The sequence below is a fragment of the Lichenicoccus sp. genome, from assembly GCF_965277665.1.
GTDB lineage: Bacteria > Pseudomonadota > Alphaproteobacteria > Acetobacterales > Acetobacteraceae > Lichenicoccus.
On the sequence record NZ_OZ255835.1, the window covers coordinates 2,093,108 to 2,118,456 of the forward strand.

20 protein-coding genes and 1 pseudogene are annotated in these 25,349 nt (G+C 70.2%); 14 read left to right on the top strand and 7 right to left on the bottom strand.

Features of this window, described 5'->3' with window-relative positions:
- Nucleotides 1-66: 66 nt before the first annotated feature.
- Nucleotides 67-894: a PhzF family phenazine biosynthesis protein gene (locus tag ACQY4O_RS09555; RefSeq protein ID WP_428376079.1), complete on the top strand. Its 828-nt coding sequence runs from the start codon at nt 67-69 to the stop codon at nt 892-894.
- A gap of 54 nt (nt 895-948) precedes the next feature.
- Here the strand turns inward: ACQY4O_RS09555 and ACQY4O_RS09560 are convergent, their stop codons facing one another.
- Nucleotides 949-1,110, bottom strand: coding sequence for a hypothetical protein (locus ACQY4O_RS09560; protein WP_428376081.1), 162 nt, complete (start codon nt 1,108-1,110; stop codon nt 949-951).
- A gap of 43 nt (nt 1,111-1,153) precedes the next feature.
- On the opposite strand from ACQY4O_RS09560, the gene ACQY4O_RS09565 reads away from it, so the two are divergent.
- The 7 genes and pseudogenes from ACQY4O_RS09565 to ACQY4O_RS09595 all read left to right on the top strand — a co-directional run bounded on the left by ACQY4O_RS09565 (nt 1,154) and on the right by ACQY4O_RS09595 (nt 12,324).
- A complete protein-coding gene (locus tag ACQY4O_RS09565) occupies nt 1,154-1,390 on the top strand; it encodes a hypothetical protein (RefSeq protein ID WP_428376082.1) in 237 nt (78 codons plus the stop codon).
- Nucleotides 1,391-1,401: 11 nt separating this feature from the next.
- A complete protein-coding gene (locus ACQY4O_RS09570) occupies nt 1,402-1,602 on the top strand; it encodes a hypothetical protein (protein ID WP_428378158.1) in 201 nt (66 codons plus the stop codon).
- A 156-nt stretch (nt 1,603-1,758) separates the two neighbouring features.
- Nucleotides 1,759-3,327: a murein biosynthesis integral membrane protein MurJ gene (murJ, locus tag ACQY4O_RS09575; RefSeq protein ID WP_428376083.1), complete on the top strand. Its 1,569-nt coding sequence runs from the start codon at nt 1,759-1,761 to the stop codon at nt 3,325-3,327.
- A gap of 211 nt (nt 3,328-3,538) precedes the next feature.
- Entirely contained in the window at nt 3,539-4,912 is a 1,374-nt protein-coding gene (locus ACQY4O_RS09580) for an outer membrane beta-barrel protein (RefSeq protein ID WP_428376084.1), read from the top strand.
- A 66-nt stretch (nt 4,913-4,978) separates the two neighbouring features.
- Nucleotides 4,979-6,298: an MFS transporter gene (locus ACQY4O_RS09585; protein WP_428376086.1), complete on the top strand. Its 1,320-nt coding sequence runs from the start codon at nt 4,979-4,981 to the stop codon at nt 6,296-6,298.
- Between the two features lie 58 nt (nt 6,299-6,356).
- Nucleotides 6,357-9,088 (top strand): annotated as a pseudogene (gene mutS / locus ACQY4O_RS09590) (DNA mismatch repair protein MutS); the annotation flags it as partial.
- Nucleotides 9,089-9,330: 242 nt separating this feature from the next.
- Nucleotides 9,331-12,324: a [protein-PII] uridylyltransferase gene (locus tag ACQY4O_RS09595; protein WP_428376088.1), complete on the top strand. Its 2,994-nt coding sequence runs from the start codon at nt 9,331-9,333 to the stop codon at nt 12,322-12,324.
- A gap of 52 nt (nt 12,325-12,376) precedes the next feature.
- On the opposite strand, the gene ACQY4O_RS09600 is transcribed toward ACQY4O_RS09595, so the two are convergent.
- The 3 genes from ACQY4O_RS09600 to ACQY4O_RS09610 all read right to left on the bottom strand — a co-directional run bounded on the left by ACQY4O_RS09600 (nt 12,377) and on the right by ACQY4O_RS09610 (nt 15,523).
- Entirely contained in the window at nt 12,377-12,961 is a 585-nt protein-coding gene (locus ACQY4O_RS09600; RefSeq protein WP_428376089.1) for a hypothetical protein, read from the bottom strand.
- The gene (locus tag ACQY4O_RS09605; protein WP_428376091.1) at nt 12,958-13,143 is read right to left on the bottom strand and encodes a hypothetical protein; all 186 of its coding nucleotides are present in this window, start codon (nt 13,141-13,143) and stop codon (nt 12,958-12,960) included. Before ACQY4O_RS09605 ends, ACQY4O_RS09600 begins: the two co-directional genes overlap by 4 nt.
- Before the next feature lie 460 nt (nt 13,144-13,603).
- Nucleotides 13,604-15,523, bottom strand: coding sequence for a tetratricopeptide repeat protein (locus tag ACQY4O_RS09610; protein WP_428376093.1), 1,920 nt, complete (start codon nt 15,521-15,523; stop codon nt 13,604-13,606).
- Nucleotides 15,524-15,595: 72 nt separating this feature from the next.
- On the opposite strand from ACQY4O_RS09610, the gene ACQY4O_RS09615 reads away from it, so the two are divergent.
- The 5 genes from ACQY4O_RS09615 to ACQY4O_RS09635 all read left to right on the top strand — a co-directional run bounded on the left by ACQY4O_RS09615 (nt 15,596) and on the right by ACQY4O_RS09635 (nt 22,706).
- Nucleotides 15,596-17,101 carry a carboxypeptidase M32 gene (locus ACQY4O_RS09615; RefSeq protein WP_428376095.1) on the top strand — a complete coding sequence of 502 codons (1,506 nt, stop codon included), beginning with the start codon at nt 15,596-15,598 and terminating at the stop codon, nt 17,099-17,101.
- Nucleotides 17,102-17,262: 161 nt separating this feature from the next.
- Nucleotides 17,263-18,543, top strand: a complete 1,281-nt coding sequence (locus ACQY4O_RS09620) for an L-dopachrome tautomerase-related protein (protein WP_428376096.1) — start codon at nt 17,263-17,265, stop codon at nt 18,541-18,543.
- A gap of 97 nt (nt 18,544-18,640) precedes the next feature.
- Nucleotides 18,641-20,041 carry a threonine synthase gene (gene thrC / locus ACQY4O_RS09625; protein ID WP_428378159.1) on the top strand — a complete coding sequence of 467 codons (1,401 nt, stop codon included), beginning with the start codon at nt 18,641-18,643 and terminating at the stop codon, nt 20,039-20,041.
- Nucleotides 20,042-20,076: 35 nt separating this feature from the next.
- Nucleotides 20,077-21,342, top strand: a complete 1,266-nt coding sequence (locus tag ACQY4O_RS09630; protein ID WP_428376098.1) for a M16 family metallopeptidase — start codon at nt 20,077-20,079, stop codon at nt 21,340-21,342.
- Nucleotides 21,339-22,706 carry a TldD/PmbA family protein gene (locus ACQY4O_RS09635; RefSeq protein ID WP_428376100.1) on the top strand — a complete coding sequence of 456 codons (1,368 nt, stop codon included), beginning with the start codon at nt 21,339-21,341 and terminating at the stop codon, nt 22,704-22,706. The genes ACQY4O_RS09630 and ACQY4O_RS09635 overlap by 4 nt, the downstream gene beginning before the upstream one ends.
- A 122-nt stretch (nt 22,707-22,828) precedes the next feature.
- Here the strand turns inward: ACQY4O_RS09635 and ACQY4O_RS09640 are convergent, their stop codons facing one another.
- Nucleotides 22,829-23,113 (bottom strand): putative quinol monooxygenase, encoded by a 285-nt coding sequence (locus ACQY4O_RS09640; protein WP_428376101.1) that lies wholly within the window; start codon nt 23,111-23,113, stop codon nt 22,829-22,831.
- Between the two features lie 182 nt (nt 23,114-23,295).
- Nucleotides 23,296-23,535 (bottom strand): type II toxin-antitoxin system VapB family antitoxin, encoded by a 240-nt coding sequence (locus tag ACQY4O_RS09645; RefSeq protein WP_428376102.1) that lies wholly within the window; start codon nt 23,533-23,535, stop codon nt 23,296-23,298.
- 164 nt (nt 23,536-23,699) lie between these two features.
- On the opposite strand from ACQY4O_RS09645, the gene ACQY4O_RS09650 reads away from it, so the two are divergent.
- Nucleotides 23,700-24,653 (top strand): Tim44 domain-containing protein, encoded by a 954-nt coding sequence (locus ACQY4O_RS09650; protein WP_428376103.1) that lies wholly within the window; start codon nt 23,700-23,702, stop codon nt 24,651-24,653.
- Nucleotides 24,654-24,662: 9 nt separating this feature from the next.
- Here the strand turns inward: ACQY4O_RS09650 and ACQY4O_RS09655 are convergent, their stop codons facing one another.
- The gene (locus ACQY4O_RS09655; protein ID WP_428376104.1) at nt 24,663-25,325 is read right to left on the bottom strand and encodes an SURF1 family protein; all 663 of its coding nucleotides are present in this window, start codon (nt 25,323-25,325) and stop codon (nt 24,663-24,665) included.
- Nucleotides 25,326-25,349: the final 24 nt, after the last annotated feature.

The following is a 25,349-nucleotide window of genomic DNA, read 5'->3' on the forward strand; positions in this document are numbered from 1 at the left end:
GTGGAGAGCGGACTTTCAGCCATCAAGGGTGTTTCTCGTAAGCAACGCTTTGTGTAAGGAGCAAACATGGAGGTTCAGAGAATCGCCGCCTTTTCCAACGGTTCGATCGGCGGCAATCCGGCTGGTGTCGTGCTCTGTGAGGCTCTCCCAGCGGCCGAGCATATGCAGGCCATTGCAGCTGAGGTTGGTTTCTCGGAAACAGCGTTTGCGGCCTGTGCCGGGAGCGACTGGCGTGTCCGTTACTTTGCGCCTGAGATTGAGGTGCCATTCTGCGGTCACGCCACAATCGCACTCGGGGCAGCGCTCGCCCTGGCACACGGCGACGGCACCTTCGCACTTCAACTGAACGAGGCACGGATCACCGTCGAGGGGAGGCAGACGGGACCGACGCTGGCTGCCGCCCTTCAGTCTCCAGCCACGCGAAGCGCCCCTGCCGACAGGCGGCTTGTGGACGACACCTTGGCGCTGTTCTCCTACACGGCTGACGATTTAGACCCCCGCCTTCCGCCGGGGCTCGCAGAGGCCGGTGCTCGGCACCTCATCCTGGCTCTAACCAGTCGGGAGAAGCTGTCGACGATGCACTATGATCTCGAAGCAGGTCGGATACTCATGACAGCTGCCGGGATCGTGACCATCAGCTTCATTCATGCCGAGACTGACAACCTGTTTTATGCCCGGAACCCCTTTGCAGCCGGTGGAGTCTACGAGGATCCGGCAACGGGAGCGGCAGCTGCGGCACTGGCCGGATACCTGCGCGATATTGCCTGGCCACATGGCGGAGCCATCAACATCATCCAAGGCGAGGATATGGGCGTACCTTCCCGGCTGCGGGCTGAGATCACTTCTGAACCCGGCGCCAGCATCCGCGTGTCGGGCGCGGCGAGGATCATGTGATTAGCGTCAAGGTCCGCTTAGGGTCGAGGGCGCCCGACCACACCCGCCCCGTGCTCAGAGGTCCACCTGCTCGGAGACGGCCAGGGCGTCATCCACCTCGATGCCGAGGTAGCGGACCGTGCTCCCCAGCTTGGTATGACTGAGCAGGAGGTTCCCGAGCCAGCCTTGCCATCGTGGGCGTCCCGGCCGACCCGGCAGGATGCCAGATGATCTCACTTCGGACATCGGGTAGTCTGGGCGACGGGATAGGAGCCCTGCCATGAATCAGGCGTCGAAGATCGAGATCCCGGTCGAGGAAGCCACTGCGGCCGCCCTTTCGGACGTACGGCGTCTAGAAGCGGTCGGGCGGCTCATCGACCGGCTGGTCCAGCCAGGTGCTGACGATCCTTTAATCGCGCTCTTTGAGCGGACTGCCGCTGAGGCAGAGGCGGCAGGCCTGACCAAGGCCGAGGTCGAAGCCGAACTGGCGGCCTACAACGCAGAGCGCCGAGCCTGAGCGTTTACGTCATCGATGCCAACACGGTCGTCTCCGCCGCCTTGAACCCGGGCGGCATTCCTCGGCAGGCTCTAGCAGCCGCACGGGCGCGGGGCGTCATAGTGTTGTCGGAGGCAGTTTACGAAGAGATCAACGAGGTCCTAGCGCGGCCAAAGTGTGCCTTCCTGAAGGACCTAGTGGTAGAAATCTCACGGAAGAATCGTCAGATCTGAGGGTCCCAGACCAAACGGTAAGCATCATCAGCACGCGCGGGGTCGAAAGCGGCTGAACGCGGCCCGCGGTGCTTCACCGAAGTGTTGCCTGAGGTGGCTGGCGCCTGGCCGCCGCGACGTGTGACACCGCCCGCCCGCTTCCTGCATAAGCGGCGCATGATCAAAGGCATCCTCACCGTCGGCGGCTGGACCATGGCGAGCCGCGTGCTCGGGCTGGTGCGCGACCGCCTGCTCGCCACCTACATGGGGGTGGGTCCGGCGCAGGACGCCTTCCAGGTCGCGGTCCGGCTGCCCAACATGTTCCGCCGGCTGTTCGGCGAGGGCGCCTTCAATGCCGCCTTCGTGCCGCTGTTCTCCTCGCTCCTGGCCCGCGAGGGCCACGACACCGCGCGCCGCTTCGCCCGCGAGGCGATGGCGGTGCTCGGCTTCTGGCTGCTCGGGATCACCGTGCTCGGCGAGATCTTCATGCCGCAGCTGATGTACGTGATCGGCTCCGGCCTCGCCCGCCATCCGGCCACCTTCACGCTCGCGGTCGAGCTGGCCCGCATCACCTTCCCGTACCTGATGCTGATCTGCCTGGCCGCCCTGGTCTCGGGGGTGCTGAACGGGCTCGACCGGTTCGGCATGGCGTCGGCCGCCTACGTCGCCTTCAACCTGGTCGGCATCGCCTGCATCGTCTGGCTGACGCCGCACGTGCCGAGTGTCGCCTACGCCGCCGCCTGGGGCTTCATGCTCTCGGGCGTGGTGCAGCTCGCGATCCTGCTGTTCGGCAGCAAGCGCGCCGGCATGGGGATGGGCCTGCCGCGGCCGCGGCTGACGCCGGACATGCGCGAGCTGATGCGCCGCATGGTGCCCGGGCTGGTCGGCAGCGGCATCAGCCAGCTCAACCTCACCGTGGACACCCTGATCGCGACCTGGCTGCCGCCGGGCAGCCTGTCCTTGATGTATTTCGCCGATCGTCTCAACCAGCTGCCGCTCGGCGTGCTCGGCAATGCGGCGGGCACCACGATGCTGCCGGTGCTGACCCGCGAGGTGCAGACCGGGCAGGTCGAGGCGGCGCACCAAACGCAGAACCGCGCCATCGAATACGGGCTGATCCTGACCCTGCCGGCGGCGGCGGCACTCGCGGCGCTGGCGGTGCCGCTGATGGCGGCGCTGTTCGAGAGCGGTGCCTTCACCGCGCACGACGCGGTGCTGTCGGCGCAATCGCTGTGCGGCTACGCGCTCGGCCTGCCGTTCTTCGTGCTGGTCAAGGTGCTGTCGCCGGCGTTCTTCGCACGCGGCGACACCAGCACGCCGGTGCGGATCGGCATCAGCACGCTGGTGATCAACCTGGCACTCAACCTCGCGCTGATGCGTCCGCTCGCCCATGTCGGGCCGCCGCTGGCCAGCTCGATCGCGGCGATCCTGAACACCGCGCTGCTCGGCGCACTGCTGCTGCGGCGCGGCTGGCTGCGGCCGGACCGGGCGCTGCTGTGGCGCCTGGCGCGCATGCTGCTGGCCGCCCTGGCCATGGCCGCGATCCTGCGCGGCGCGCAGGCGATGCTGCCGACGCCGGTGATCTTCATGCGTGGCGGCCACCGGCTGCTGGTGCTGGCAGCCCTGATCGGGCTCGGGCTGGCGAGCTATGCGGCGGGGCTGCAGGTGCTCGGGATCGGCGTGCTCGACCTGGTCCGCCGGCAGGTCCGCCGTCGCCTGCCGACCCGGCGAGCGGGGCCGATCTGACATAAAGAAGCAATCCGTGATTCCGATATGGCGACATAAAATTCCATAAGCAGGCGCAAAATATTTTCCTTTCGTTCCGTAACGGTCCGTTTTGTGCATCGAAGTTTCCGGGTAATGGATATCGCGACGACCGGAACCCGGGCGAGGCCGCCGATGCGCTCTCGCCCCGCTTCGAGAGAGCGCAATGGCGGCAGAACAGAATGGAAGCAGGATGAAGCAGTATTTCTTGGCGCCCCGCACCATCGAACGGCGCGGATCGTTCCGGCGCGCCTTGTATCTCAAGACAGGGTTCCTGGGCGCCGGCCTGGCGGCGGCGGCGGCACTCGCAACGCCCACCCGGGCGCAGACCGTGGCGGCCCCGGCGACCACGGTGCCGAACCCGGCCTCCAGCCCGGCCACGCCACCCGGCGCTGCCGCCGTCCCGGCAGCCGCCGCCGCGCCGGCGCCGCCGGCGACATGGGCCAGCACGATCACCTGGGGCCTGCAGGGCGACGCCGGCATCCAGGGCAACGGCGACCGCCCCGCCGACGGCCTGAACTATGGCCGCCTGTTCGACGACAAGGCGAACACGGTGCTGCTCAACCAGATCCAGGCGACGGTGACCCGGCCGATCAATTCGAGTGCCACCGGCTATGATTTCGGCTTCACCCTGCAGGGCACGTTCGGCACCGACGCGCGCTACCTGCACTATGACGGCGAGTTCGACGAGCTCACCACCAACAGCCGCTACCAGTTCACCGTGCTGCAGGCGAACGCGCTGATGCACGCGCCGTGGCTGACCGCCGGCGGCATCGACTTCAAGCTCGGACAGTTCGTCACCCCGATCGGATACGAAACGATCGATCCGAGCACCAATCCGTTCTACTCGCACTCCTACATCTTCAATTTCGGCCCGTTCCAGCATACCGGCCTGCTCGCCGAGTGGCACGTGAACCCGACGCTCGACCTCTATGGCCAGATCGATACCGGCGAGAGCACGACGTTCGATGGCGGCGACAACAATGGCGAGCCGGCCGGCCTGTTCGGCATCGGATTGAACAACCTGGCAGGCGGCAAGCTGACGCTGCTGGCACTCACCCATCTCGGGCCCGAGAACCCGACCATCTCTGTGCCGAACGCCAACAGCGAGATGCGCTACGAGAGCGACTTCATCGCCACCTACAAGGCCACCAGCAAGCTCACCCTGGTGACGGAGCTGAACTACCAGCACGACGACGCCTTCGGCGCCGACAGCTACGGCGCCGCCCAGTACATCTCCTACGCGCTGAGCCCGACCTGGACCGCGAACGGTCGCGCCGAGCTGTATCGCGACAATGCCGGGTTCTTCGTGTTCGCCTATCCGGGCGATCTCGATTCGATCCGGGCCCTGAAGGGCCTGCCGAACGGTTCCTTCACCGCCGGGCGCGCCACCTACAGCGAGTTCACCGCGGGGCTCACCTACAAGCCGACGGTGCCGCATGTGGCGCTCCTCGCCTTCCGGCCGGAAATCCGCTGGGACAAGAGCTTCAGCGGCACCCCCGCCTACGACGCCGGGACCCAGACCGGCAACTTCACCTTCGGAGGCGACGTCATCCTCGGATTCTAGTCTTGCGGCGGAACCTGGGGCGCCCGCGCCGGTTGCAGCGCTGCAGCAGGCGGGGCGTCGCAGGCAATGGGTGGTTCTCGAGCCGGTCCTGCTGGCGGCCGGGCCAACGGTCGGGCACTCGACCTGACCAACCTGCTGCTCGCCGACGTGCAGGACGGCATCGGTCCGTTCCTCGCCATCTACCTGCTGAGCGCACAGCACTGGCACGCGGCCGCCATCGGCGTGGTGATGAGCATCTCCGGCATCGCCACGGTGCTGGTGCGGACGCCCGCAGGCGTGCTGATCGACCGCCTCGCGTGCAAACGCGAGATCATCGTCGGCGCCTGCGCGGTGGTCGCCTGCGGGGTGGCGCTGCTGGCCAGCCTGCCGCACTTCTGGCCGGTCGCCGCCGCACAGGTCGCGATCGGCGGCGCCGATGCCGTCATCCCGCCGGCGCTGGCGGCGATCAGCCTGGGCCTGGTCGGTCGTCTGGGCTTCAGCGGCCGGATGGGCCGCAACCAGGGCTTCAACCACGCCGGCAACACCGTGACCGCGATCCTGGCCGGCTTCGGGGGCACCTACCTCGCCCCGGCCGCGGTGCTGTGGGTGGTCGCGGGACTGGCGGCAGCCGGAGCGATCGCGACGCTGCGGATACGCCGCACCGATATCGACGACAGCGTCGCCCGCGGCTGTCCCGGGCCGGATGACGAAAAGGCTGCAGTCGAGCCGAACACCGGCCGCGGCAGCATCGGCCGGCTGCGGCATAACCGCACCCTGCTGATCTTCACGGCCTGCATCACGCTGTTCCACTTCGCCAACGCCGCCATGCTGCCGCTCGCCGGCGAGGAACTGGCACACAGCCACCCGAAGATCAGCTCGCTCTGCATGGCGGCCTGCATCGTCGCCGCCCAGATCGTGATGGTGCCGGTGGCGCTGCTCGCCGGCCGCCGCGCCGACGCCTGGGGCCGCAAGCGGCTGTTCCTGGCAGGCTTCGCCGCGCTGGCGATACGCGGCCTGCTCTACACCGTGGTGCGCGACCCGATCGGCATCGTCGCCATCCAGCTACTCGACGGGGTCGGCGCCGGCCTGTTCTCGGTGCTGTTCTTCGTGGTGGTCTCGGACATCACCAGCGGCAGCGGCCACACCAACCTCGCGATCGGCGCCACCTCGGCGGCCTGGGGATTGGGAGCCGCGTGCAGCAACACCGTCGCCGGCGCCGTCGCGCAGCATCTCGGCATGCAGGCGGCGTTTTTCGGACTGTCCTGCTGCGCTCTGCTCGCCTTCGTGCTGTTCCTGGTCCTGATGCCGGAAACCGGTCCCGATGCAGACCCCGATGCAGGCTGGGGCAGCAGCGCCCGCCCGGCGCCGGACTCCCCCGTCGGCCCCCTGCTGCCGGCCACGTCCTGATGACGGCGACGCGGGGATGGTTTGCGCCGGGCCGCACGGCTCTCTAGAACCGGAGCCAATGTCGCTCCTCTCGCCGGACGGCGCCTCGCCCGCCATGGCCCAGTGGTTCGCCCTCAAGGCGGCGCATCCGGACGCGCTGCTGCTGTTCCGCATGGGCGACTTCTACGAGCTGTTCTTCGCCGATGCCGAGGCCGCCGCCGCCGCACTCGACATCGCGCTCACCGCGCGCGGCCGGCATGCCGGTGCCGCGATCCCGATGTGCGGCGTGCCGGTCGCCGCGGCCAGCGCCTATGTCTCGCGCCTGATCCGGCGCGGCTACAGGCTCGCCGTCGCCGAGCAGACCGAGAAGCCGCGCCCGGGCCAGAAGGGGCCGCTGGCGCGCGCGGTGGTACGGCTGATCACCGCCGGCACCCTGACCGAGGACGACCTGCTCGAGGCCGGCCGGCCCAACCTGCTGCTGGCGCTGGCGACGCCACCCTCGGGCCGCAAGCTTGGCGCAGATTGGCCCATGCTTGGCGCAGCCTGGCCCATGCTTGGCGCAGCCTGGATCGACATCTCCACCGGCCTGTTCGAGACCGCGTGCCTCGAGCGCCGCGCACTCGGCGAGCTGCTCGGCCGGCTCGACCCGGCCGAGATCCTGGCCGCCGCCGACCTCGCACTCGGCGACCACGAGGCCCGCCGCGCGCCGCCCGCGTCCCCCTCGCCGCCGCTGGCGGCGCGCACGCGCCTTGCGGAGGCGTTCGGCGCCGCCAGCCTCGACGCCTTCGGCAGCTTCTCCGACGCCGAGGCGATGGCGGCCGCCCTGGCGCTGGACTATGTCCGCCGCACCCAGGCGGGTGCGATGCCGCGCCTGTCGCGGCCGGCGCCGCAGGCCGACCGCGCGACGCTCGGCATGGATGCCGCCACCCGGGCCAGCCTCGACCTGCTGCGCGCCCGCGATGGCGGCGAGACGCATACGCTGCTCTCGGCGGTGAACCATACGCTGACCGCGCCCGGCAGCCGGATGCTGGCGACCTGGATCGCGGCGCCGCTGACCGACGCGGCCGCCATCGCCGAGCGCCAGCAGGGCTGGGCCTGGCTGGCAGGCGCAGCCGGACGCGTGCCACGGGTGCGCTTCGGGCAGCGCTGCGCGGCGTGCCGGACATGGAACGCGCCCTCGGCCGGCTCTCGCTCGGCCGCGGGCAGCCGCGCGACCTCGCGGCGGTGCGCGACGGCCTGTTCGGCGCGCGCGAGGCGCTGGTCAGCGCTGGGCACCGGCCAGCAGCCGGGCTTTGATCGCGCGCATCGCCGGGGTGTCTCGACCAGGGTGGCGACCTGCGGGACCTGCTCGCCCGGGCGCTCGCCGCCGACCTGCCGGCGCGGCTCGAGGATGGCGGCGCCATTGCCGGCGGCTATGACGGCGAACTCGATGCCGAACGGCGCTTGCGCGACGACAGCCGGCGCGTGATCGCCGGGCTGCAGAACGATTATGCGCAGCGCTACGGCGTCGCCAGCCTGAAGATCCGCCATCACAGCCAGCTGGGCTACGTGATCGAGGTGCCGGGGTCGGCGGCCCAGACTCTTGCAACCAATGCCCAGACTCTTGCAACCAAGGCCATCACGGCCCGGGCGTCCTCCGACACAGGGCTGACCCTGCGTCAGGGCACCGCCAGCCTGGTGCGCTACAGCACCGACGAGCTTTCGGCACTCGATCGCCGCATCGCCGAAGCCGCCGAGCGGGCAGCGCTGCGCGAGCGCGCTTTGTTCGACCGGCTGGCGCGCCTCGCCTTGGACGAAGCAGGCCTGCCGCCGATGGCCGAGGCGCTGGCGCTGCTCGACGTGCTGCAGTCCGCGGCACGGCTGGCCGCCGTCGGCGACTGGTGCCGTGCCCATGTCAGCGAGGGCGACGGGTTCCACCTGCAGGCCTGCCGGCATCCGGTGGTGCAGGCGGCGCTGCCGCGGGCGCAGCGCTTCACCCCCAACGATTGCGACCTCTCGCCCGAGCGCCGGACCATGCTGCTGACCGGGCCGAACATGGCCGGCAAGTCCACCTTCCTGCGGCAGACCGCGCTCGCGGTCATTCTCGCCCAGGCCGGCCTTCCGGTACCGGCGGCGCGCGCCGAGCTCGGCGTGGTCGACCGGCTGTTCAGCCGCGTCGGCGCCTCGGACGACCTCGCGCACGGCCGCTCCACCTTCATGGTCGAGATGACCGAGACCGCCGCGATCCTCAATCTCGCCGGCCCGCGCTCGCTGGTGGTGGTGGACGAGATCGGCCGCGGCACCGCCACCCTGGACGGGCTGGCGATCGCCTGGGCGGTGCTGGAGGCGCTGCATTCCGGCACCCGCTGCCGCACCATCTTCGCCACCCACTTCCACGAACTGGCGCAGCTCGCAGGCAGCCTGCCGCGGCTGGCGCCGCACACCATGAGCGTGCGCGAATGGAAGGGCCAGGTGGTGTTCCAGCACGAGGTGGTGCGCGGTGCGGCGCGGCGCAGCTGGGGGGTGCATGTGGCGCGCCTCGCCGGCGTGCCGGAGGCGGTGGTGGGCCGCGCGGCCCGGCTGCTCGCCAACCTGGAACACGAGCACGCCCGCCATGCGGCGCCGCTGCCGCTGTTCGCGGCGCTCGCGGACGACCCTGCGGCTGCGCCGGAGCCGCCCGCACACCCGGCCGCGCCGGAGCCCGCGCACCCGGCCGATGCCGCCGCGGGACGGGGGGCGCCGCTGGCCGCCGGATTGGCCGCGGAGCTCGCGGCGATCGATCCCGACAGCCTCACGCCGCGCGAGGCGCTCGACGCGCTGTACCGCCTCCGCGCGTCACTGGGCGCATCACTGGGCGCATCACTGGGCGCGAATGCCACACAGGGAGGTTCGGTTCATGCCGCACTGCACGATGATCCTGTCGCGCGGAGCGAGACTGCGCTAGACCTGTGACGATGCCGACCCCATCCCAAAGCGCTCGGACCGAGCCCGGGCGCTCCAGTACCCGGCGCCCCGACTCCCGACCTGCAGACTCCCGATCAGCCGACGCCGGGCAGCCGGACGCCGGGGGCAACATGATGGGCCGCCTCCAGCCGGGACAGGCCGACACCGTGGCGCACGGCAAGGCGCTTGCCGAGGCGCAGCAGGTTCTTGCGGCGGCGCTGGCGCGTCCGGCCGATGCCACCGGCCCGGTGCCGCGCGAGGAGGCCGTCGGCCTGTTCCGCCGGCATCTGTCGCGCATCCAGCACTCCGTGCGCGACAGCTTCGAGAACCAGTCGCTGTCCGGCGTCGAGGCCGCGATGCAGCTCTCCGCCCTGACCGACGGGCTGGTGGCGGCCCTGTACGACTACACCGCATCCCGCCTCGCGGATGCGAACGATGCCGCCGAGCCGCCGCAGGAGCTCAGCATCGCCGCCACCGGCGGCTATGGCCGCGGCCTGCTGGCGCCGTTCAGCGACATCGACCTGCTGTTCCTGACCGAGGCCGCGCCGTCGCCGGCCATCCTCGGCGCGATCGAGTTCATCCTGTATTTCCTGTGGGACCTCGGCCTCAAGGTCGGGCACGCGACGCGCTCGGTGAGCCAGTGCATCGAGGAGGCGGCCGACGACACCACGGTCCGCACCACGCTGCTCGATGCCAGGCTGCTCACCGGCGAGCCCACTTTGTTCGCGATGTTCCAGGCCCGCTACATCATCGCCTGCATGGAGGCGGGGCCGGCCGGCTTCATCGCCGACAAGCAGCGCGAGCGCAGCCTGCGGCACGAGCGCTATGGCGAGAGCCCGTTCCTGGTCGAGCCCAACATCAAGGAAGGCCGCGGCGGACTGCGCGACATGCAGACGCTGTACTGGCTGTGCCGCTACGTGTTCGGCCGCGGCGAGCCGCGGCAGCTGGTCGGCATCGCGGCGCAGGTCGGCGCCCCGGGCAGCGCAAGCCCAGGCACCGCAGGCCCGGGCGGCGGCCTGCTGACCGAGCAGGAGGCCAAGCGCGCGCGCCGGTCCTGGGACTTCCTGTGGACGGTGCGCTTCCACCTGCACTACATCGCCGGCCGCGCCGAGGAGCGCCTCACCTTCGACATGCAGCCGGTGGTCGGCGCCCGCATGGGCTATACGCGGCATGGGCGCCAGGTCGGCGTCGAGCGCTTCATGCGGCATTATTTCCTCACCGCGCGCGAGGTCATGCGCCTCACCCATGTGCTCGAGCCGGCGGTGCTGCGCCAGGCGCTGGGCCAGCCTGCTCAGGCAAGCGAGACCGATGCGGCGATGCGCGCGTGCGGCTTCATGCTGTCGGACGGCCAGATCCTGCCGGCGCCGGAGACCGACTTCGACCGTGAGCCGATCCGCATGCTGCGGCTGCTGGCCCTCGCCCGCGACCGCCGCCTGCCGCTGCATCCGCTGGCGATGCACGAGCTGATCCGCTGCGAGCGCCGGGCCGCCTCGCTGCGCGGCGATCCGGAGGCCGCCGCCCTGCTGCTGTCGCTGATCTGCGGCGAACGGCCGCCCCGCCGCGAAGCGGCACCTTCGGCAGCCGGCCGCGAACCGCAGCCGGCGGGCAACACACGCGATCGCAAGTCGCCGGCGCCGGTCGAAATGCCGGGCCGGCCGCACGGCGCGCGCTGGCTGCACGTGCTCAACGAGACCGGGCTGCTCGGCCGGCTGATCCCGGCCTGGTCGCGCATCGTCGGCCAGATGCAGTTCGACACCTACCATGTGTTCACCGTGGACGAGCACACCATCGAGGCGGTACGCATCCTCGGCACGCTGGAGGCCGGCGCGCTCGCCAACGAGACCCCGGTCGCCAACGGCCTGGTCGAGGACCTGCAGTCGCGCCGGGCACTCTATGTCGCGACCCTGCTGCACGACATCGCCAAGGGACGCGGCGGCGACCATTCCGAGCTCGGCTCCGAGCTGGCACTGGAAATCTGTCCGCAGCTCGGCCTCTCCGCCGAGGAGACCGAGACCGTCTCCTGGCTGGTGCTGCACCACCTGCTGCTGAGCCAGACCGCGTTCCGGCGCGACATCGACGACCCCAAGACCATCCTCGACCTCGCCGACACCATCCAGTCGCCCGAGCGTCTCAAGCTGCTGCTGCTGCTGACCATCGTCGACATGCGTGCGGTGTCCGGCAAGGTCTGGAACGCCTGGAAGGCGGCGCTGCTGCGCGAGCTCTACACGCGCGTCGCCGAGGTGCTGGCCGGCGGGCTGGCCACCACCGAGCGCGACATACGCGTGGCGCGCGCCAAGGAGGAGGCGAGCGCGCTGCTGCGCGACGAGGGCTTCTCGGAGCCGGAGATCGAACGGACGCTGTCGCTCGGCTATGGCGGCTACTGGCTCTCCTTCGACAGCGAGGCGCACGTGCGCCATGCCCGCATGATCCGCGACTCCGAGCAGCGCGCCTCGGCACTGACCGTCGAGACGCAGCCGCTGCCGGCGCGCGCGGTCACCGAGGTCACGGTGTACACCAACGACCATGCCGGCCTGTTCTCGCATATCGCCGGCGCGCTCGCGGTCGCCGGCGCCTCGATCGTGGATGCGCGCATCCACACCATGACCAACGGCATGGCGCTGGATACGTTCTGGATCCAGGACGCCACCGAGGGCACCTTCGATGCGCCGCACCGCCTCGCCCGCCTGTCCAGCCTGGTCGAGCAGGCGCTGGCCGGGCGGCTGGATCTCGCCGGCGAGATCGCCCGCGCGTCACGCGGCGTGATGGCGCGGCGCATGCGCGCCATCCACGTGCCGCCGCGCGTGGTGATCGACAACCGCGCGTCCAACACCCACACCGTGATCGAGGTCAACGGCCGCGACCGCCCGGGCCTGCTGCACGACGTCACCGACGCGATGAGCCAGCAGGGCATGCAGATCGCGTCGGCCCACATCACCACCTACGGCGTGCGCGCGGTCGACGTGTTCTACGTGAAGGACGTGTTCGGGCTGAAGGTCAGCAACGAGCGCAAATTGCACGATCTGCGCGAGGCGCTGCTGCTGGTACTGACCCGCGCCGAGGAGGCGGTGGTGCTGCCGGCATCGGGCCCGGTCCGGCGCAGCAAGAACGGCATCGAAGCGGCCTGAGGGCTCGGGCGCCGGCCGGGCGATGACCCCGGAAATGCGGCTCGATTGACCGTCAGTGCCGGTCGCAGGCTTGTCGCGACAGCTTGTTCCGATGTGCATTCCAACCGAAGCATTTCGGTACGCCATGGAGATCGGCGGTTTCATAGACCCGCAGCATCTCCTTGCCGCCACTTTGAAAGCCTTCAATCAGAGCGCCTTCCAGTATGTCCAGGCGGGTAGCCGTGTCATTGGCACCAACTCCGTAGATCTCTGCGCGGCTGTCGGCTGCACCAAGCTGATACCGCACAAGGAGGGCTGGTCGGGGTCCGAACCTCCATCCGGGCAGAATTTCCAGCAGAGGCGACCGGCCGCCTTCCTGCAGCACCGGGCTTGCCGTGGTGACAGCGTCCTCCCTTCGGTGCAGCAAGATCACATGAACGGTCCATGTGTTGCCCGCAAAGCCGTCCCAGGCGCCCCAGAGCAGGTCGTTGTCATCCCCACCTGCAGGCAGAATCTGCAGCGTCAGCGCTCCGGCAGCCACCGTCTTCAAGACCGCGGCTCTGACGTTGCCAAGATCTGAATCGGATTGATCAGCTGCGAATGCGACGCCCGCGTTCAGATGCAGGATCGCGAGCAGGATCGCAGGGAGCCTGATCATCTCGCGCCCACAGGTCCAACAGGCGTGACCCCATTGACCACCGAGATCGTGTCCAGGTTGATGAGGCTGGCATTTGTTTCCAAGACTTGATCCAACTTGCGGCCGATCAAGTATGCCATTGCAGCACGGCTCAGATCGAGAACGCGATCCTGTCCCTCTTTGCCTTTTCCAACATCGTTCACGATGACGACGACGCTACGGCCCCTGTAGGTTATCAGAAGCTTTGTGCCGAAATGCACTGCGCCTCGGTGTTCACCTAGAGCCTGATCCGATCGATCAGGCTCAGCTTGTCGTTTGAGAGAGCAGCTTTATCCGGCACTTGGGATCGCGAAGCGATTCCAATTGATCGGATGCTGCTCTAAAAGCGCTGCTGGAAAACCCTTATGAGTGTAACGATCTACACGCATCGGCGTCGAGTCCGCTACTTCTCGATCGACGAACCAATCGCTGTAGGTCGATGCAACTCCATAGCGAGGAAGATTACCGGCCATCGGCTTACTCCGAGCACCACGAGTTCTGCCTACGATGTCTCAACTGCAATGCGCCACAGGCTTGGTCCGGAAAGCAGCCGTCGCGGCATCGCCCGGTCGGCGTGCGGGCCAGCGCGATCCGCGCCATCGCCTGCAAATTCCTGCACCGTCCCTACGCAAACTCGCTCTGCAGTGCGTCGCGGACCCGCAGCACCAGCGCGTCCCAGGCCTGCGCCCGCGGCGACCAATGCTCCTGGCCGAACCGGCGCAGGCTCGGATACCAGCGTGCGCCATGCGCGAAACCAGCGCCCCAACGCCAATCGCCACCGAAACGATCGAGCAGCCAGACCGGCGTGCCCAGGGCGCCGGCGAGATGTGCCACCGCGGTGTCCACGCTGATCAGCAGGTCGAGCGCCACCACCAGGGCGGCGGTCTGAGCCCAGTCGCCGTCCAGCGCCGGACGCGCCATTGCCAGCCCGGGCGGATCGGGCTGCAGGGCGGCGTCGCCCGCCTGCAGCGACACCAGGCGCAGTCCGGGCACGCTGCCGAGCGGCGCCAGGGCGGCGAGCGGCATCGAGCGCTGGCGGTCGAAGCGATAGGACGCCGAGCCGGCCCAGCACAGGCCGACCAGCGTGGAGTGAGGCGAGCCGCCGAGGCGCTCGCGCCAGCCGGCGGCCAGCACCGGGTCGGCGGCCAGGCGCAGGACCGGTGGCACCGGATGGCGCAGGAAATGCGGCAGGCTCATCAGGCCGGCTTCGGCGACGCATCCGAGGGCCGGCTCGCTAGCCGCGCGCAGCTCGATGTCGGCCGGCCCGTCCGGAGCAGCCCGGTCGAAGCCGGACAATCGTGCGAGCCGCAGCATCGCGGCGGGAAGTTCCAGCCGGAGCGGCACGCGCCGGGCCGCCAGCGGCACCCAGCGCAAGAACTGGATGGTATCGCCGAGGCCCTGCTCGGCGCGGATCAGCACCTGTCCCGATCCCGCGCTGCCGTCCCACTCGGGCAGCCGGTCCGGACGGGCGATTGCCGGCCCGAGCTGCCGGCGCGCCTCGAAGCCGGCCCAGCCCTGCGCCAGCGCGCCGCGAGCGAGCAGCGTGGTCGCGTGGTTGAAGCGGGCCGAGACATTTCCGGGCTCGCGGGCCAGCACCGCCCTGAACACCGCCTCGGCCTCGGCGCGTCGCTCCAGGGCCGCCAGCGCGGTGCCGTGGTTGATCGCTACCGCGCTCGCCTCGGGCGCCAACACGGACGCGCGTGACAGCATCGCCTCGGCCTCGTCGGTCTCGCCCAGTCCGAGCAGCACCAGCCCGAGTCCGCTGAGCGTCGCCGGCTCGTCCGGGGCCTGGTCCAGTGCGGCGCGGAACAGCGGCCGCGCCTGCTCGAGGCGATCCTGGGCCCACAGCGCGGTGGCGAGATTGGCCTGCGCCGCGGCATCGTCGGGCAGCAGCACCGACACCTGCCGGAACGCCCGCTCGGCGCCGTCGACATCGCCCGCCTGGCCCAAGGCCGCCGCCAGCGCGTGCCAACCCAGCGGATCGCGCGGCGATCGCAGCGTCGCCTCCCGGAAGGCCTCGGCCGCCTCGGCCAGCCGCCCCTCGGCCTGCAGCACGCCGCCCAGCGACAGCCAGCCGGCGGCATCCTGGGGATCGAGCGCGATGGCGTGGCGCAGGCTGCCCTCGGCTTCTGTCATCTGGCCGAGGCGGCGCTGCGCCTGTGCCAGCGCCCTGGACGCGCGCGGGTCGCGCGGGGCAAGCAGGCAGGCGACCTGCAGCGCCGCGCGTGCCGCCTCGCCGTGGCCCTGCTGCAGCAGCGCGAGCCCGAGCGAGATGGCGTATTCGGCCTGTTCCGGCTCGGCGGCGACCGCCTGCCCGATCAGCCCGATGGCGATGTCCGGCCGCCCACGCGCCTGGGCCGCGCAGCCAAGCCCGTGCAGGCTGGCCGAATGCGACGGCACCAGCGCCAGCGCCGCCTGCCACAGCCGCTCGGCCGCATCCAGCCGCGCCCCCGCCGGATCGGCGCGGTGCAGCCGCATCGCCTGCGCCGCCAGCCGGTCGGCCTCCCGCCGGCGCCGATGATCGCCTTGAACAATCTCCGCCAAGCCCGCTCCCTTTCCGCTGCACCGCGGCTCCTGTTATGGCTCCTGCACGAGAGAACGGCGAAGGCGGACAGGATGCAGGCCTACCGGACACTGGAGCAGCGCTTCGCCCGGATCAGCGATGTCGAGGGTGCGCTCGGCATCCTGAATTGGGACAACGACACCATCATGCCGGCCGGCGCCGCAAGCCAGCGCGCGGGACAGGTGGCGACCCTCTCGGTCATCGCGCACGAGCTGATCACCGCGCCGGACATGCCGGACATGCTGCAGGACGCTGCTGCCGGTGCGGACGCGGATGGCGGCCTCAATGCGTGGCAGCACGCCAACCTCGGCGAGATGCGGCGTCTGCACGCGCACGCCGCCGCGGTGCCGGCGGATCTGGTGGACGCGGCCTCGCGCGCGAACTCCGCCTGCGAGCGGGCCTGGCGCGAGGCCCGCGCCCGCAGCGACTTCAGGGGATTGCTGCCGCTGCTCAGCGAAGTGCTGCTGCGCCAGCGCGAAGTCGCACAGGCCAAGGGCGACGCTCTGAGCCTCGCCCCCTATGACGCCCTGCTCGACCTGTACGACCCTGGCAACCGGATGGCGCTGATCGATCCGGTGTTCGCCGACCTGCGCGCCGGCCTGCCCGCGCTGCTCGGCGAGGCGCTCGAATACCAGGCCGGGCAACCGGCCGTGTTGCCGTTGGACGGCCCGTTCCCGGTCGAGCGGCAGTTCGCCCTCGCCGGGCGCCTGATGCGTGCGCTGGGCTTCGACAGCGAGCGCGGCCGGCTCGATACCAGCACGCATCCGTTCTGCGGCGGCGCCACCGACGACGTGCGCATCACCACGCGCTACGAGGCGGCCGATTTCGCCGGCAGCCTGATGGGCGTGCTGCACGAGACCGGGCATGCGCTCTACGAACAGGGCCGGCCGCGCGAGTGGCTGGCGCAGCCTGTGGGCCGCGCCCGGGGCATGACCATGCACGAGAGCCAGTCGCTGCTGATCGAGATGCAGGCCTGCCGGTCGCGCGCCTTCGCCGGGTTCTTGGCCCCCCTGCTGCGCGAGGCCTTCGGCACCGACGGCCCGGCCTGGCAGGCCGACAACCTGCATCGCCGGCTGACGCGGGTGTCCCCCGGCTGCATACGCGTCGATGCGGACGAGGTGACCTACCCGGCGCATGTCCTGGTGCGCACCCGGCTGGAGACCGCGCTGATCGGCGGCGAGCTCGCCCTGGCCGATCTGCCGGAGGCCTTCAACGCCGGGATACGCGAGCTGCTCGGCATCACCGTGCCGGACGACCGCCGCGGCTGCCTGCAGGACATCCACTGGCCGGCCGGACTGTGGGGCTACTTCCCGACCTATACACTCGGCGCGATCACCGCGGCGCAGCTGTTCGACGCGGCGTGCCGGGCGCAGCCGGACATCGTGCCCGGTCTGGCAAGGGGTGATTTCGCGCCGCTGCTCAGCTGGCTGCGTATGCATGTTCACGAACGGGGCAGTTCGGTCGGCGACGCGGTCATCGTCGCAAGCGCCACAGGAGCGCCGTTGTCGGCGTCGATCTATCAGCGCCACCTGCGGCGGCGCTATCTTGCCGCCGCCTGATCGCGACCCGGAGGTCAGTTCGCGGCGAAGCTCATGATCGCGGGGACAGGGGCACCGTCCTCGGTGATGATGACGGTGCCAAAGGCGAACGTGACCAACATGCCTGCGATCAAGACCAGCTTTGCCACGGCCCCCTCTGCTCCATGTGGATCATATTGCCTATGAGGCTGATAAAGCGCGTCCGGCTGCCTGGTTCTGCGGGCTTCGCGCGCCGCCTGTCACGCTTGCATGAGGTCGTCTCGCTCGCGACCCGGCTCTCGCTTGGCGCCGCACTTGCCGTCGTCCCGGCCGCAGCCCGCGCCGCTCCCGCCGCCCAGCCGCCGCCCTCGACCTCACCCGCAAAGCCGGGTGAGACGGCGCAGCCAGACCAGGCGGTGCATCCCGCAGCCCAGGCAGCCGCGCCGGCGACCGACCCGCTGACACTGGTCGGCAGCAGCGACCAGCTGGCCTGGAACGGTGTCGCGATCGCACCCGATGGCCGCGTCTTCGTCGAGTTCCCGCGCACCACCGGCTCGCCGGGGCCGTCGCTGGCGGTGCTCGGCCGTGACAACAGCCTCGCAGCCTACCCGGGGGGCACCTGGAACGAATGGAGCAGCACCGGGAAGGCGGACCCGGCGCAGGCCTTCGTCGGGCTGAATGCGGTGCATCTGGCTCCGGACAACAGCCTGTGGGCGGTCGATACCGGCGCCCCGGGCTTCGGCAAGCAGGCGCTGCCGGGGGCGACCAAGCTGGTCCGCATGGACCCCGCCCGCAACACGGTCACCCGCGTCTATGTGCTGCCGCCCGACGTGCTCGAGCCGAAGAGCATGATCGGCGACGTGCGCTTCCACGGCTCCCTCGCCTACATCACCGACGCCGGCTCGCCCGGCCTGATCGTGCTCGACCTCGCCACCGGCAGCGCCCGCCGCCTGCTCGACCACGATCCCTCCACCACGGCGCCGCGCCCGATCCTGGTCGACGGCGAGATCCTCAAGGGCCCGGACAACAAGCCGGCGATGATCCATGCAGGCGCCCTCGAGGTGACGCCGGACGGGGCCTTCCTGTACTACCAGCCGCTCTGCGGGCCGCTCTACCGCATCCCGACCGCACTCCTCGACGACCCCAAGGCGACGCCGCAGGCGGTCGCGGCCGGGGTGCAGTTCTGGTACGATACCCCGGCGCTCGGCGGCACCGCGATCGGTCCGGACGGCACGCTCTATCTGGAGGATGTCGAGAACGACAGCGTGCTGGCCCTCGATGCGCACCGGGCGCTAACCACCATCCTCCACGATCGGCGCCTGCACTGGGCGGCGGCACCCGTCCTGCGCGACGGCGTGCTGACGCTGCCGGTGCCGCAACTCGACCGCGCCGCCTTGTTCCATCACGGCCATTCGCAGATCCAGTATCCGGTGCAGCTGTTCGCGCGGCCGCTGCCAGCGGCGCAGGCAGCACCCCATCGCTAGCCCCCGGGGCTGGGTGCCCTTCGCTCGGCGCCCTTCGCGTGGCGCCCTTCGCTTTGGCAGGCCGCAACGCTATGTGTGACACGGTATGACCGACACGATGCGCTACATCTCCACCCGCGGCCAGGCACCGGTTCGCGACTTCGCGGGCGTGCTGCTGGCCGGCCTCGCCGAGGATGGCGGGCTGTACGTGCCGCAAGCGTGGCCGACCCTGCAGCCGGATGACTGGCGCGCGTTGCGTGGGCTGCCCTACCCGGATCTCGCCGCGCGCATCCTCGCCCCGTTCACCGCGGGTTCGATCGACGCCGACACGCTGCATCGCCTGTGCCGCGAGGCCTATGCCGGCTTCAACCATCCCGCCATCGTGCCGCTGGTGCAGCTGGGCGACGACCTGTTCGTCCAGGAGCTGTTCCACGGCCCGACGCTCGCCTTCAAGGACATGGCGATGCAGTTGCTGGGGCGGCTGTTCGACCACGTGCTGGAACGCGACGACGCCCGGATCACCATCGTCGGCGCCACTTCGGGCGATACCGGCTCGGCCGCCATCGAGGCCTGCCGTGGCCGCGACCGCCTGCACGTGGTGATCCTGCATCCCGAGGGCCGCACCAGCGAGGTGCAGCGCCGGCAGATGACCACGGTGCTGGCGCCGAATATCGACAACCTTGCCGTCGATGGCAGCTTCGACGACTGCCAGGACCTGGTGAAGGCGATGTTCGCCGACGCGCCGTTCCGGAGCGAGATGCAGCTCTCGGCGGTGAACTCGATCAACTGGGCGCGTATCGCCGCCCAGATCCCGTACTATGTCGCCGCAGCACTCGCCCTCGGCGCGCCGGACCGCGAGGTCTGCTTCGCGGTGCCTACGGGAAATTTCGGCAACGTGCTGGCGGCCTGGGCGGCGCGCCGCATGGGCCTGCCGGTGCGCCACCTCGCCATCGGCTCGAACCGCAACGACATCCTGGCGCGCTTCCTCGGGGCCAACGACATGAGCATGCGCGCGGTCATGCCGAGCCTGTCGCCCTCGATGGACATCCAGGTCAGCTCGAACTTCGAACGCCTGCTGTTCGAACTGCAGGGCCGCGATGCGGAAGCCTGCGCGCGGATCATGACCGGCTTTCGCGCCAGCGGCCGCATGGCGGTGCCTGAGCCGGCCTGGCGCGCCGCCAACGGACTGTTCCGCGGCCTGAGCCTGGACGACGACGCCACCAGCACCGCCATCCGCCGCCTGCACGCCGAGGCCGGCTACCTCGCCGACCCGCACAGCATCATCGGCATCGAGGCCGGCCGCCGCTTTGCTGTGGCCGGCATCCCCACCATCGCCATGGGCACCGCCCACCCGGCCAAGTTCCCCGATGCCGTCCGGCTCGCCACCGGCCGCATTCCGGCTTTGCCGGCGCACCTTGCGGACCTGTATGAGCGTGAGGAACGCTACCGCCGCGTGCCGAACCGGCTCGATGCCGTCGAGGCCGCGGTGCGCGCCGCCCTGTTCAAGAACGCCGCCTGACCCACCCTGCCGATCCGCGCCTCTCTAGGAACCCTATGAACGACCTCATCAACGTCACCCGCCTGCCCTCCGGCCTGCTCGTCGTCAGCGAGCGCATGGACCGTGTGGAGACCGTCTCGTTCGGCGCCTATGTCGCGAGCGGCACCCGCAACGAGGCGGCGGAGGAAAACGGCGTCTCGCACTTCCTCGAGCACATGGCCTTCAAGGGCACGGGCAGTCGGACGGCGGCGCAGATCGCCGAGGAGATCGAGAATGTCGGCGGCCATATCAACGCCTACACCGCGCGCGAGCAGACCGCCTACTACGTCAAGCTGCTCAAGGAGGACCTGGCGCTGGGAGCCGACATCATCGGCGACATCCTGACCAACAGCAGCTTCGCACCCGAGGAGATGGAGCGCGAGCGCGGCGTGATCCTCCAGGAGATCGGCCAGGCCAACGACACGCCCGACGACATCATCTTCGACCATTTCCAGGAAGCGGCCTTCCCCGGCCAGCCGATGGGCCGCCCGACGCTCGGCACCGACAGCCTGATCCGGACCATGCAGCGCAGCTCGCTGACCGGCTACATGCGCCAGCACTACAGCACCGGCAATGTCGTGGTCGCCGCCGCCGGCAACCTGCACCACGAGCAGGTGGTGGCCCTCGCAGAGCGGCATTTCGCCGGCCTCGCCACCAGCACCCCCGAGGCGTTGCAGCCCGGCGCCTACCACGGCGGTGAGTTCCGCGAGCAGCGCGAGCTCGACCAGGTGCATGTGGTGCTCGGCTTTCCCTCGGTCGGCTACGGGCACGCCGACTACTATCCGGTGCTGCTGCTCGCCACCCTGCTCGGCGGCGGCATGTCGTCGCGGCTGTTCCAGGAGATCCGCGAGAAGCGCGGCCTGGTCTATTCGGTCTATTCCTTCAACTCGCCGTTCCTCGATGGCGGCCTGTTCGGGATCTATGCCGGCACCGGCGAGGACGAGGCGCGCGAGCTGCTGCCGGTCACCATCGAGGAGCTGCACAAGGTGCAGCACGCGATCCGCCAGGACGAGCTCGACCGCGCCCGCGCGCAGGTGAAGTCCAGCCTGCTGATGTCGCTGGAAAGCACCGGCAGCCGCTGCGAGCAGCTTGCGCGCCAGCTGCAGATCTTCGGCCGGCTGATCCCGACCGAGGAAACGGTGGCCAGGCTGAACGCGGTCGGCATCGAGGACGTGCAGCGCGCCGCCGCCCGCCTGTTCCGCGGCACGCCCACGCTGGCCTCGATCGGCCCGGGCACGCACATCCCGACCCTGGGCGCCATCGCGGACAAGCTCGCGGCATGAGTGCCAGCACCACGAGCCAGGGCAGCGACGGGGGCGGCGAAGGCCTGATCGAGCGGCTGGTCGCACTCGCCACCGCCGCCGGCGCCGATGCCGCCGATGCGGTGCTGATCCGCAGCGTCGCCCTCGGCGTGCAGGTGCGGCAGGGCAAGGCCGAGGAGCTGGAGCGCTCCGAGAGCAGCGATGTCGGGCTGCGCGCCTTCGTGGGCAGCCGCAGCGCCATCGTCTCGGCCACCAGCCTCGATCCGACCCGCTTCGAGGCGCTGGCCGAGCAGGCGATCGCGATGGCCCGCGTGGTGCCGGAGGATCGCTGGGCCGGCCTGTGCGACGCGTCCGTCCCCGGGATCTTCGACGCCGCCGGCCTCGAGCTCGAGGACCCGGCCCGCCCGGACGTCGCCGCCCTGGTGGCGCGCGCCGGGACCGCGGAGGCGGCGGCGCTGGCGGTGCCCGGCGTCGCCAATTCGCTGGGCGCATCCGCCAGCTTCGGCCGCACCGAAATCGTGCTGGTCACGTCGCGCGGCTTTTCCGGCCGCTACGCCCGCACCAGCCACGCGATCTCGGCGAGCGTGCTGGCCGGCGCCGGCACCGACATGCAGCGCGACTACGACTATCATGGCGTGGTCTTTCTCGCAGACCTCGACGACCCGGCGGTGATTGGCCACAGCGCCGGCGAGCGCGCGGTGGCCCGGATGCACCCGACCAAGCCAAAAACCGGGCAGATGCCGGTGCTGTACGACCCGCGCGTGTCCGGCAGCCTGCTCGGCCACCTCGCCGGTGCGATCAACGGGAGCGCGGTGGCGCGCGGCACCTCGTTCCTGAAGGACCGCATGGGCAGCCGCATCCTGCGCGAGGGCCTGCACGTGACCGACGACCCGCGCCGCCGCCGGGGCCTGCGCTCGCGGCCGTTCGACGGCGAGGGTGTGACAACCAGCGCCCTGGTGCTGGTCGAGGACGGCATCCTGCAGAGCTGGGTGCTCGACGGCCGCAGCGCGCGGCAACTCGGCCTCGCCACCAACGGCCATGCGGCACGCGGCCCCTCCTCGCCGCCCGGCCCGTCGACCACCAATCTCAGCCTGTCGCCGGGCGCGCTGACGCCGCCCGAGCTGATGGCCGACATCACCGAAGGCCTCTACATCACCGAGATGATGGGCTCCGCGGTCAGCGGCATCACCGGCGACTACAGCCGGGGTGCCACGGGCTTCATGATACGAAACGGCGCGCTCGCCGAACCGGTGGCCGAGATCACCGTGGCCGGCAACCTGCTGCCGATGCTGGCCGATATGACCCCCGCCAACGACCTGAACTTCCGGCGCGGCACCGACGCGCCGACGATCAGGATCGACGGGATGACGGTGGCGGGGGCGTGAGTCGTTGCCGCGTCCTCCCGGCGAGAGCGGAGTTCGTCGGCCAAACTTACTTTGGCAGGCTGCTGAGAAGGCAAGGGCGCTGCCCTTGACCCGCTGGGGCGGGCGGCCCCAGACCCGCTTTGTCAGACGCCGGCGACGGGATGGGTCGTTACCCTTGATCCCATGCCGGTGATCAGGGGGCGTCCTTTGATCATGGCCTCTTGAACCGCAGGCAGCTTGAGAGACGCGGCGTGGCTCTCGCTGTCCTTCCAAACCTCGGTGATCCAAACGGCGTCGTCTCGTGATGCATCCAGGGCGATGACGTAGCTGACGCAGCCCGGCATGTCTTTCGTCGCCGCGGCGAGGGTCTGCACGAGTTCATCCCGCTGCTCCGGCTTCGCCATCAACTGGCTGATCAGTCCATACATCGTCTCGCTCCTGACTGGGACCGCGTTCGCCCGCCCGGCGAAGAGAGCGGCCGTCGTCGCCATGCTGCCGAAGGTGACTGTTCGCCTATCGATGTCCATGAGGCAGAACTACGGATGAAATTGTTCATGAGGAAACACGATTCCAGCCATGGCGATCAGGGCGGAGGCATCGGCGAAGATCATCACAGCCCCCCGGACAGGTCGTCGAAGAAGGCCTTGTCCGCCGTCTCGCCGATCGCCGGCGGAAGCGGATGCGCCTGCCGCCAAGCCGCGAGACGCTGCGCCAGCGACACCACCTCCGCCTCCCGCCGCAGCTCGGCCTCGACCGCCATCCGGGCGGCCGCCTGCTTGGTGACGCCTCGCCTGCTCGCCAACTCAGCGACCAACCGGGCCGTCGCGTCGCCCTTGATGTAGAGAGGCATGGCGCCATCGCCTATTCGTATATCCACAAGAACATATTTGGATATCCGCCGAACGAAAAGCCGGAGACGTGCTTCCATTCGTGTGGCGCGTCGCTCACATGCGATACGTGGCGCAGCGAACCGCCCGTTGCCGCTGGGTTGCCCCGGCACCATCTGGAAGCATCATGAACACCACGCAGCCCCGCTCCTGGTCCCGTATCTCCCGCGCCCTCGCGGCGCTGCTGTTGCTCGGCAGCCTCGGCTTCGCCTCGATCGCCGCCGATGCGCGGCCGGGCGGCGGCATGTCGTTCGGCAGCCGCGGCAGCCGCACCTACACGGGGCCGGCGCCGACGCAGGTGCTGCCGGGCGGTGCCTCGCCATTCGGCCAGAGCATGACGCCGCGCCCGAACGGCTATGGCTCGCCGCTGGGCGGTGGCTTTGCCGGACGTGGGCACCCGCTGGCCGCCGGCCTGCTCGGCGGCTTCATCGGCGCCGGCCTCGGCGGCCTGCTGCTCGGGCACGGCTTCTTTGGCGGCGGCATGGGCGGCGGCGGCTTCCTCGGGCTGCTGCTGCAACTGGCGCTGATCTTCTTCGTGGTGCGCTGGCTGCTGCGCCGCTTCACCGGCGCCAGCGCGCGCAGCATGGCCGGCGCGACCGGCACCGCGCCCGGGGTTCTGCCCCGCACCGGCTATGGCGCCGCGCCGCAGGCGGCAGGGTTCGGTGCCAATGCGCCGCCGCTGGCCATCGCGCAGTCCGACTACCAGCAGTTCGAGCAGACGTTGCGCAACATCCAGGCGGCCTGGACCCGTTCCGACCTCAACGGCCTGCAGCGTCTCGCGACCCCGGAAATGGTCACCTACTTCAACCAGCAGCTGCAGGACTATGCCGGGCGCGGCACCCGCAACGCGGTGTCCGACGTGCGGCTCGATCGCGGCGACCTCTCGGAGGCATGGAGCGAAGGCGGGCAGGACTATGCCACCGTGGCCATGCGCTACTCGATGATCGACGTCACCACGGACATGACCGGACGGGTCGTCGATGGCAGCCCGAACGAGCGCATTGCCGCCAACGAGTTCTGGACCTTCGCGCGCCAGCGTGGTGGCCCGTGGTTGCTCTCAGCCATCCAGCAAGGCCGCTGAGGGGCTGCGTCAGACGGCCAGAGCACGCAGTGCCCAGACGCCGAACATTACGATGCCTACCAGCGACAGGCTGAACCAGGTGATGGCGTATTGCAGGTGGTCGTTGGGCGGCCGCGGCAGCGAGCGCTGCGGATCCGGCACGGCGGCCGGCCCGAGTGCGACCAGCGTGTAGGGCGCGGGCGCGGGCAGGCGAAGCGCCCGGGCGATTGCCGCCGGGTCCAGCGTGTAGAAGCGCCGGTGGCCGGGATCGTCTGTCGCGGACAGCCAGGTCGGGCGCTCCGCCGGGCGTATGAAGCCGGTGATGGTCGTCGGGCCGGCCCGCGGCTTCGGCGGGTAGGGCTCCCAGCCGAGATCGACCAGCATCGGCGGCTGCCCGGCCCGCAGCAGGGGCTCGACCAGGTGCGTGCCCATCACCGCATTGTCCTGGGCGTCGTCGCGTACGTCGTCGGCATAAGCGACGGCGCGGCTGCCATCGAGATTGCCGGAGACGACGATCTTCTGGAACGGCGTCGGACCTCGCGGCAGCGGCACCGGCGGCGCGCGCTCGGCGACGTCGATCTGTGCCAGCAGGCCCTGCTTCCAGGCGAGGCGATGCACCTGCCAGATCCCCAGCGACGTCGTCAGCGCCACCAGCAGCAGGGTGCAAACGAACGGGACCAGCAGCCGGCGCAACGACCCGACGCTCAGAGACAGTCT

Excerpts from the sequence above, each read along its gene's own strand:
- ACQY4O_RS09615 (WP_428376095.1), top strand. The coding sequence starts at position 15,596 with ATGCAGGCCTACCGGACACTGGAGCAGCGCTTCGCCCGGATCAGCGAT.
- ACQY4O_RS09650 (WP_428376103.1), top strand. The coding sequence starts at position 23,700 with ATGAACACCACGCAGCCCCGCTCCTGGTCCCGTATCTCCCGCGCCCTC.
- ACQY4O_RS09640 (WP_428376101.1), bottom strand. The coding sequence starts at position 23,113 with ATGTATGGACTGATCAGCCAGTTGATGGCGAAGCCGGAGCAGCGGGAT.
- thrC (WP_428378159.1), top strand. The coding sequence starts at position 18,641 with ATGCGCTACATCTCCACCCGCGGCCAGGCACCGGTTCGCGACTTCGCG.
- ACQY4O_RS09630 (WP_428376098.1), top strand. The coding sequence starts at position 20,077 with ATGAACGACCTCATCAACGTCACCCGCCTGCCCTCCGGCCTGCTCGTC.
- ACQY4O_RS09620 (WP_428376096.1), top strand. The coding sequence starts at position 17,263 with ATGAGGCTGATAAAGCGCGTCCGGCTGCCTGGTTCTGCGGGCTTCGCG.
- ACQY4O_RS09635 (WP_428376100.1), top strand. The coding sequence starts at position 21,339 with ATGAGTGCCAGCACCACGAGCCAGGGCAGCGACGGGGGCGGCGAAGGC.
- ACQY4O_RS09600 (WP_428376089.1), bottom strand. The coding sequence starts at position 12,961 with ATGATCAGGCTCCCTGCGATCCTGCTCGCGATCCTGCATCTGAACGCG.
- ACQY4O_RS09645 (WP_428376102.1), bottom strand. The coding sequence starts at position 23,535 with ATGCCTCTCTACATCAAGGGCGACGCGACGGCCCGGTTGGTCGCTGAG.
- ACQY4O_RS09585 (WP_428376086.1), top strand. The coding sequence starts at position 4,979 with ATGGGTGGTTCTCGAGCCGGTCCTGCTGGCGGCCGGGCCAACGGTCGG.
- ACQY4O_RS09555 (WP_428376079.1), top strand. The coding sequence starts at position 67 with ATGGAGGTTCAGAGAATCGCCGCCTTTTCCAACGGTTCGATCGGCGGC.
- ACQY4O_RS09565 (WP_428376082.1), top strand. The coding sequence starts at position 1,154 with ATGAATCAGGCGTCGAAGATCGAGATCCCGGTCGAGGAAGCCACTGCG.
- ACQY4O_RS09580 (WP_428376084.1), top strand. The coding sequence starts at position 3,539 with ATGAAGCAGTATTTCTTGGCGCCCCGCACCATCGAACGGCGCGGATCG.
- murJ (WP_428376083.1), top strand. The coding sequence starts at position 1,759 with ATGATCAAAGGCATCCTCACCGTCGGCGGCTGGACCATGGCGAGCCGC.
- ACQY4O_RS09595 (WP_428376088.1), top strand. The coding sequence starts at position 9,331 with ATGATGGGCCGCCTCCAGCCGGGACAGGCCGACACCGTGGCGCACGGC.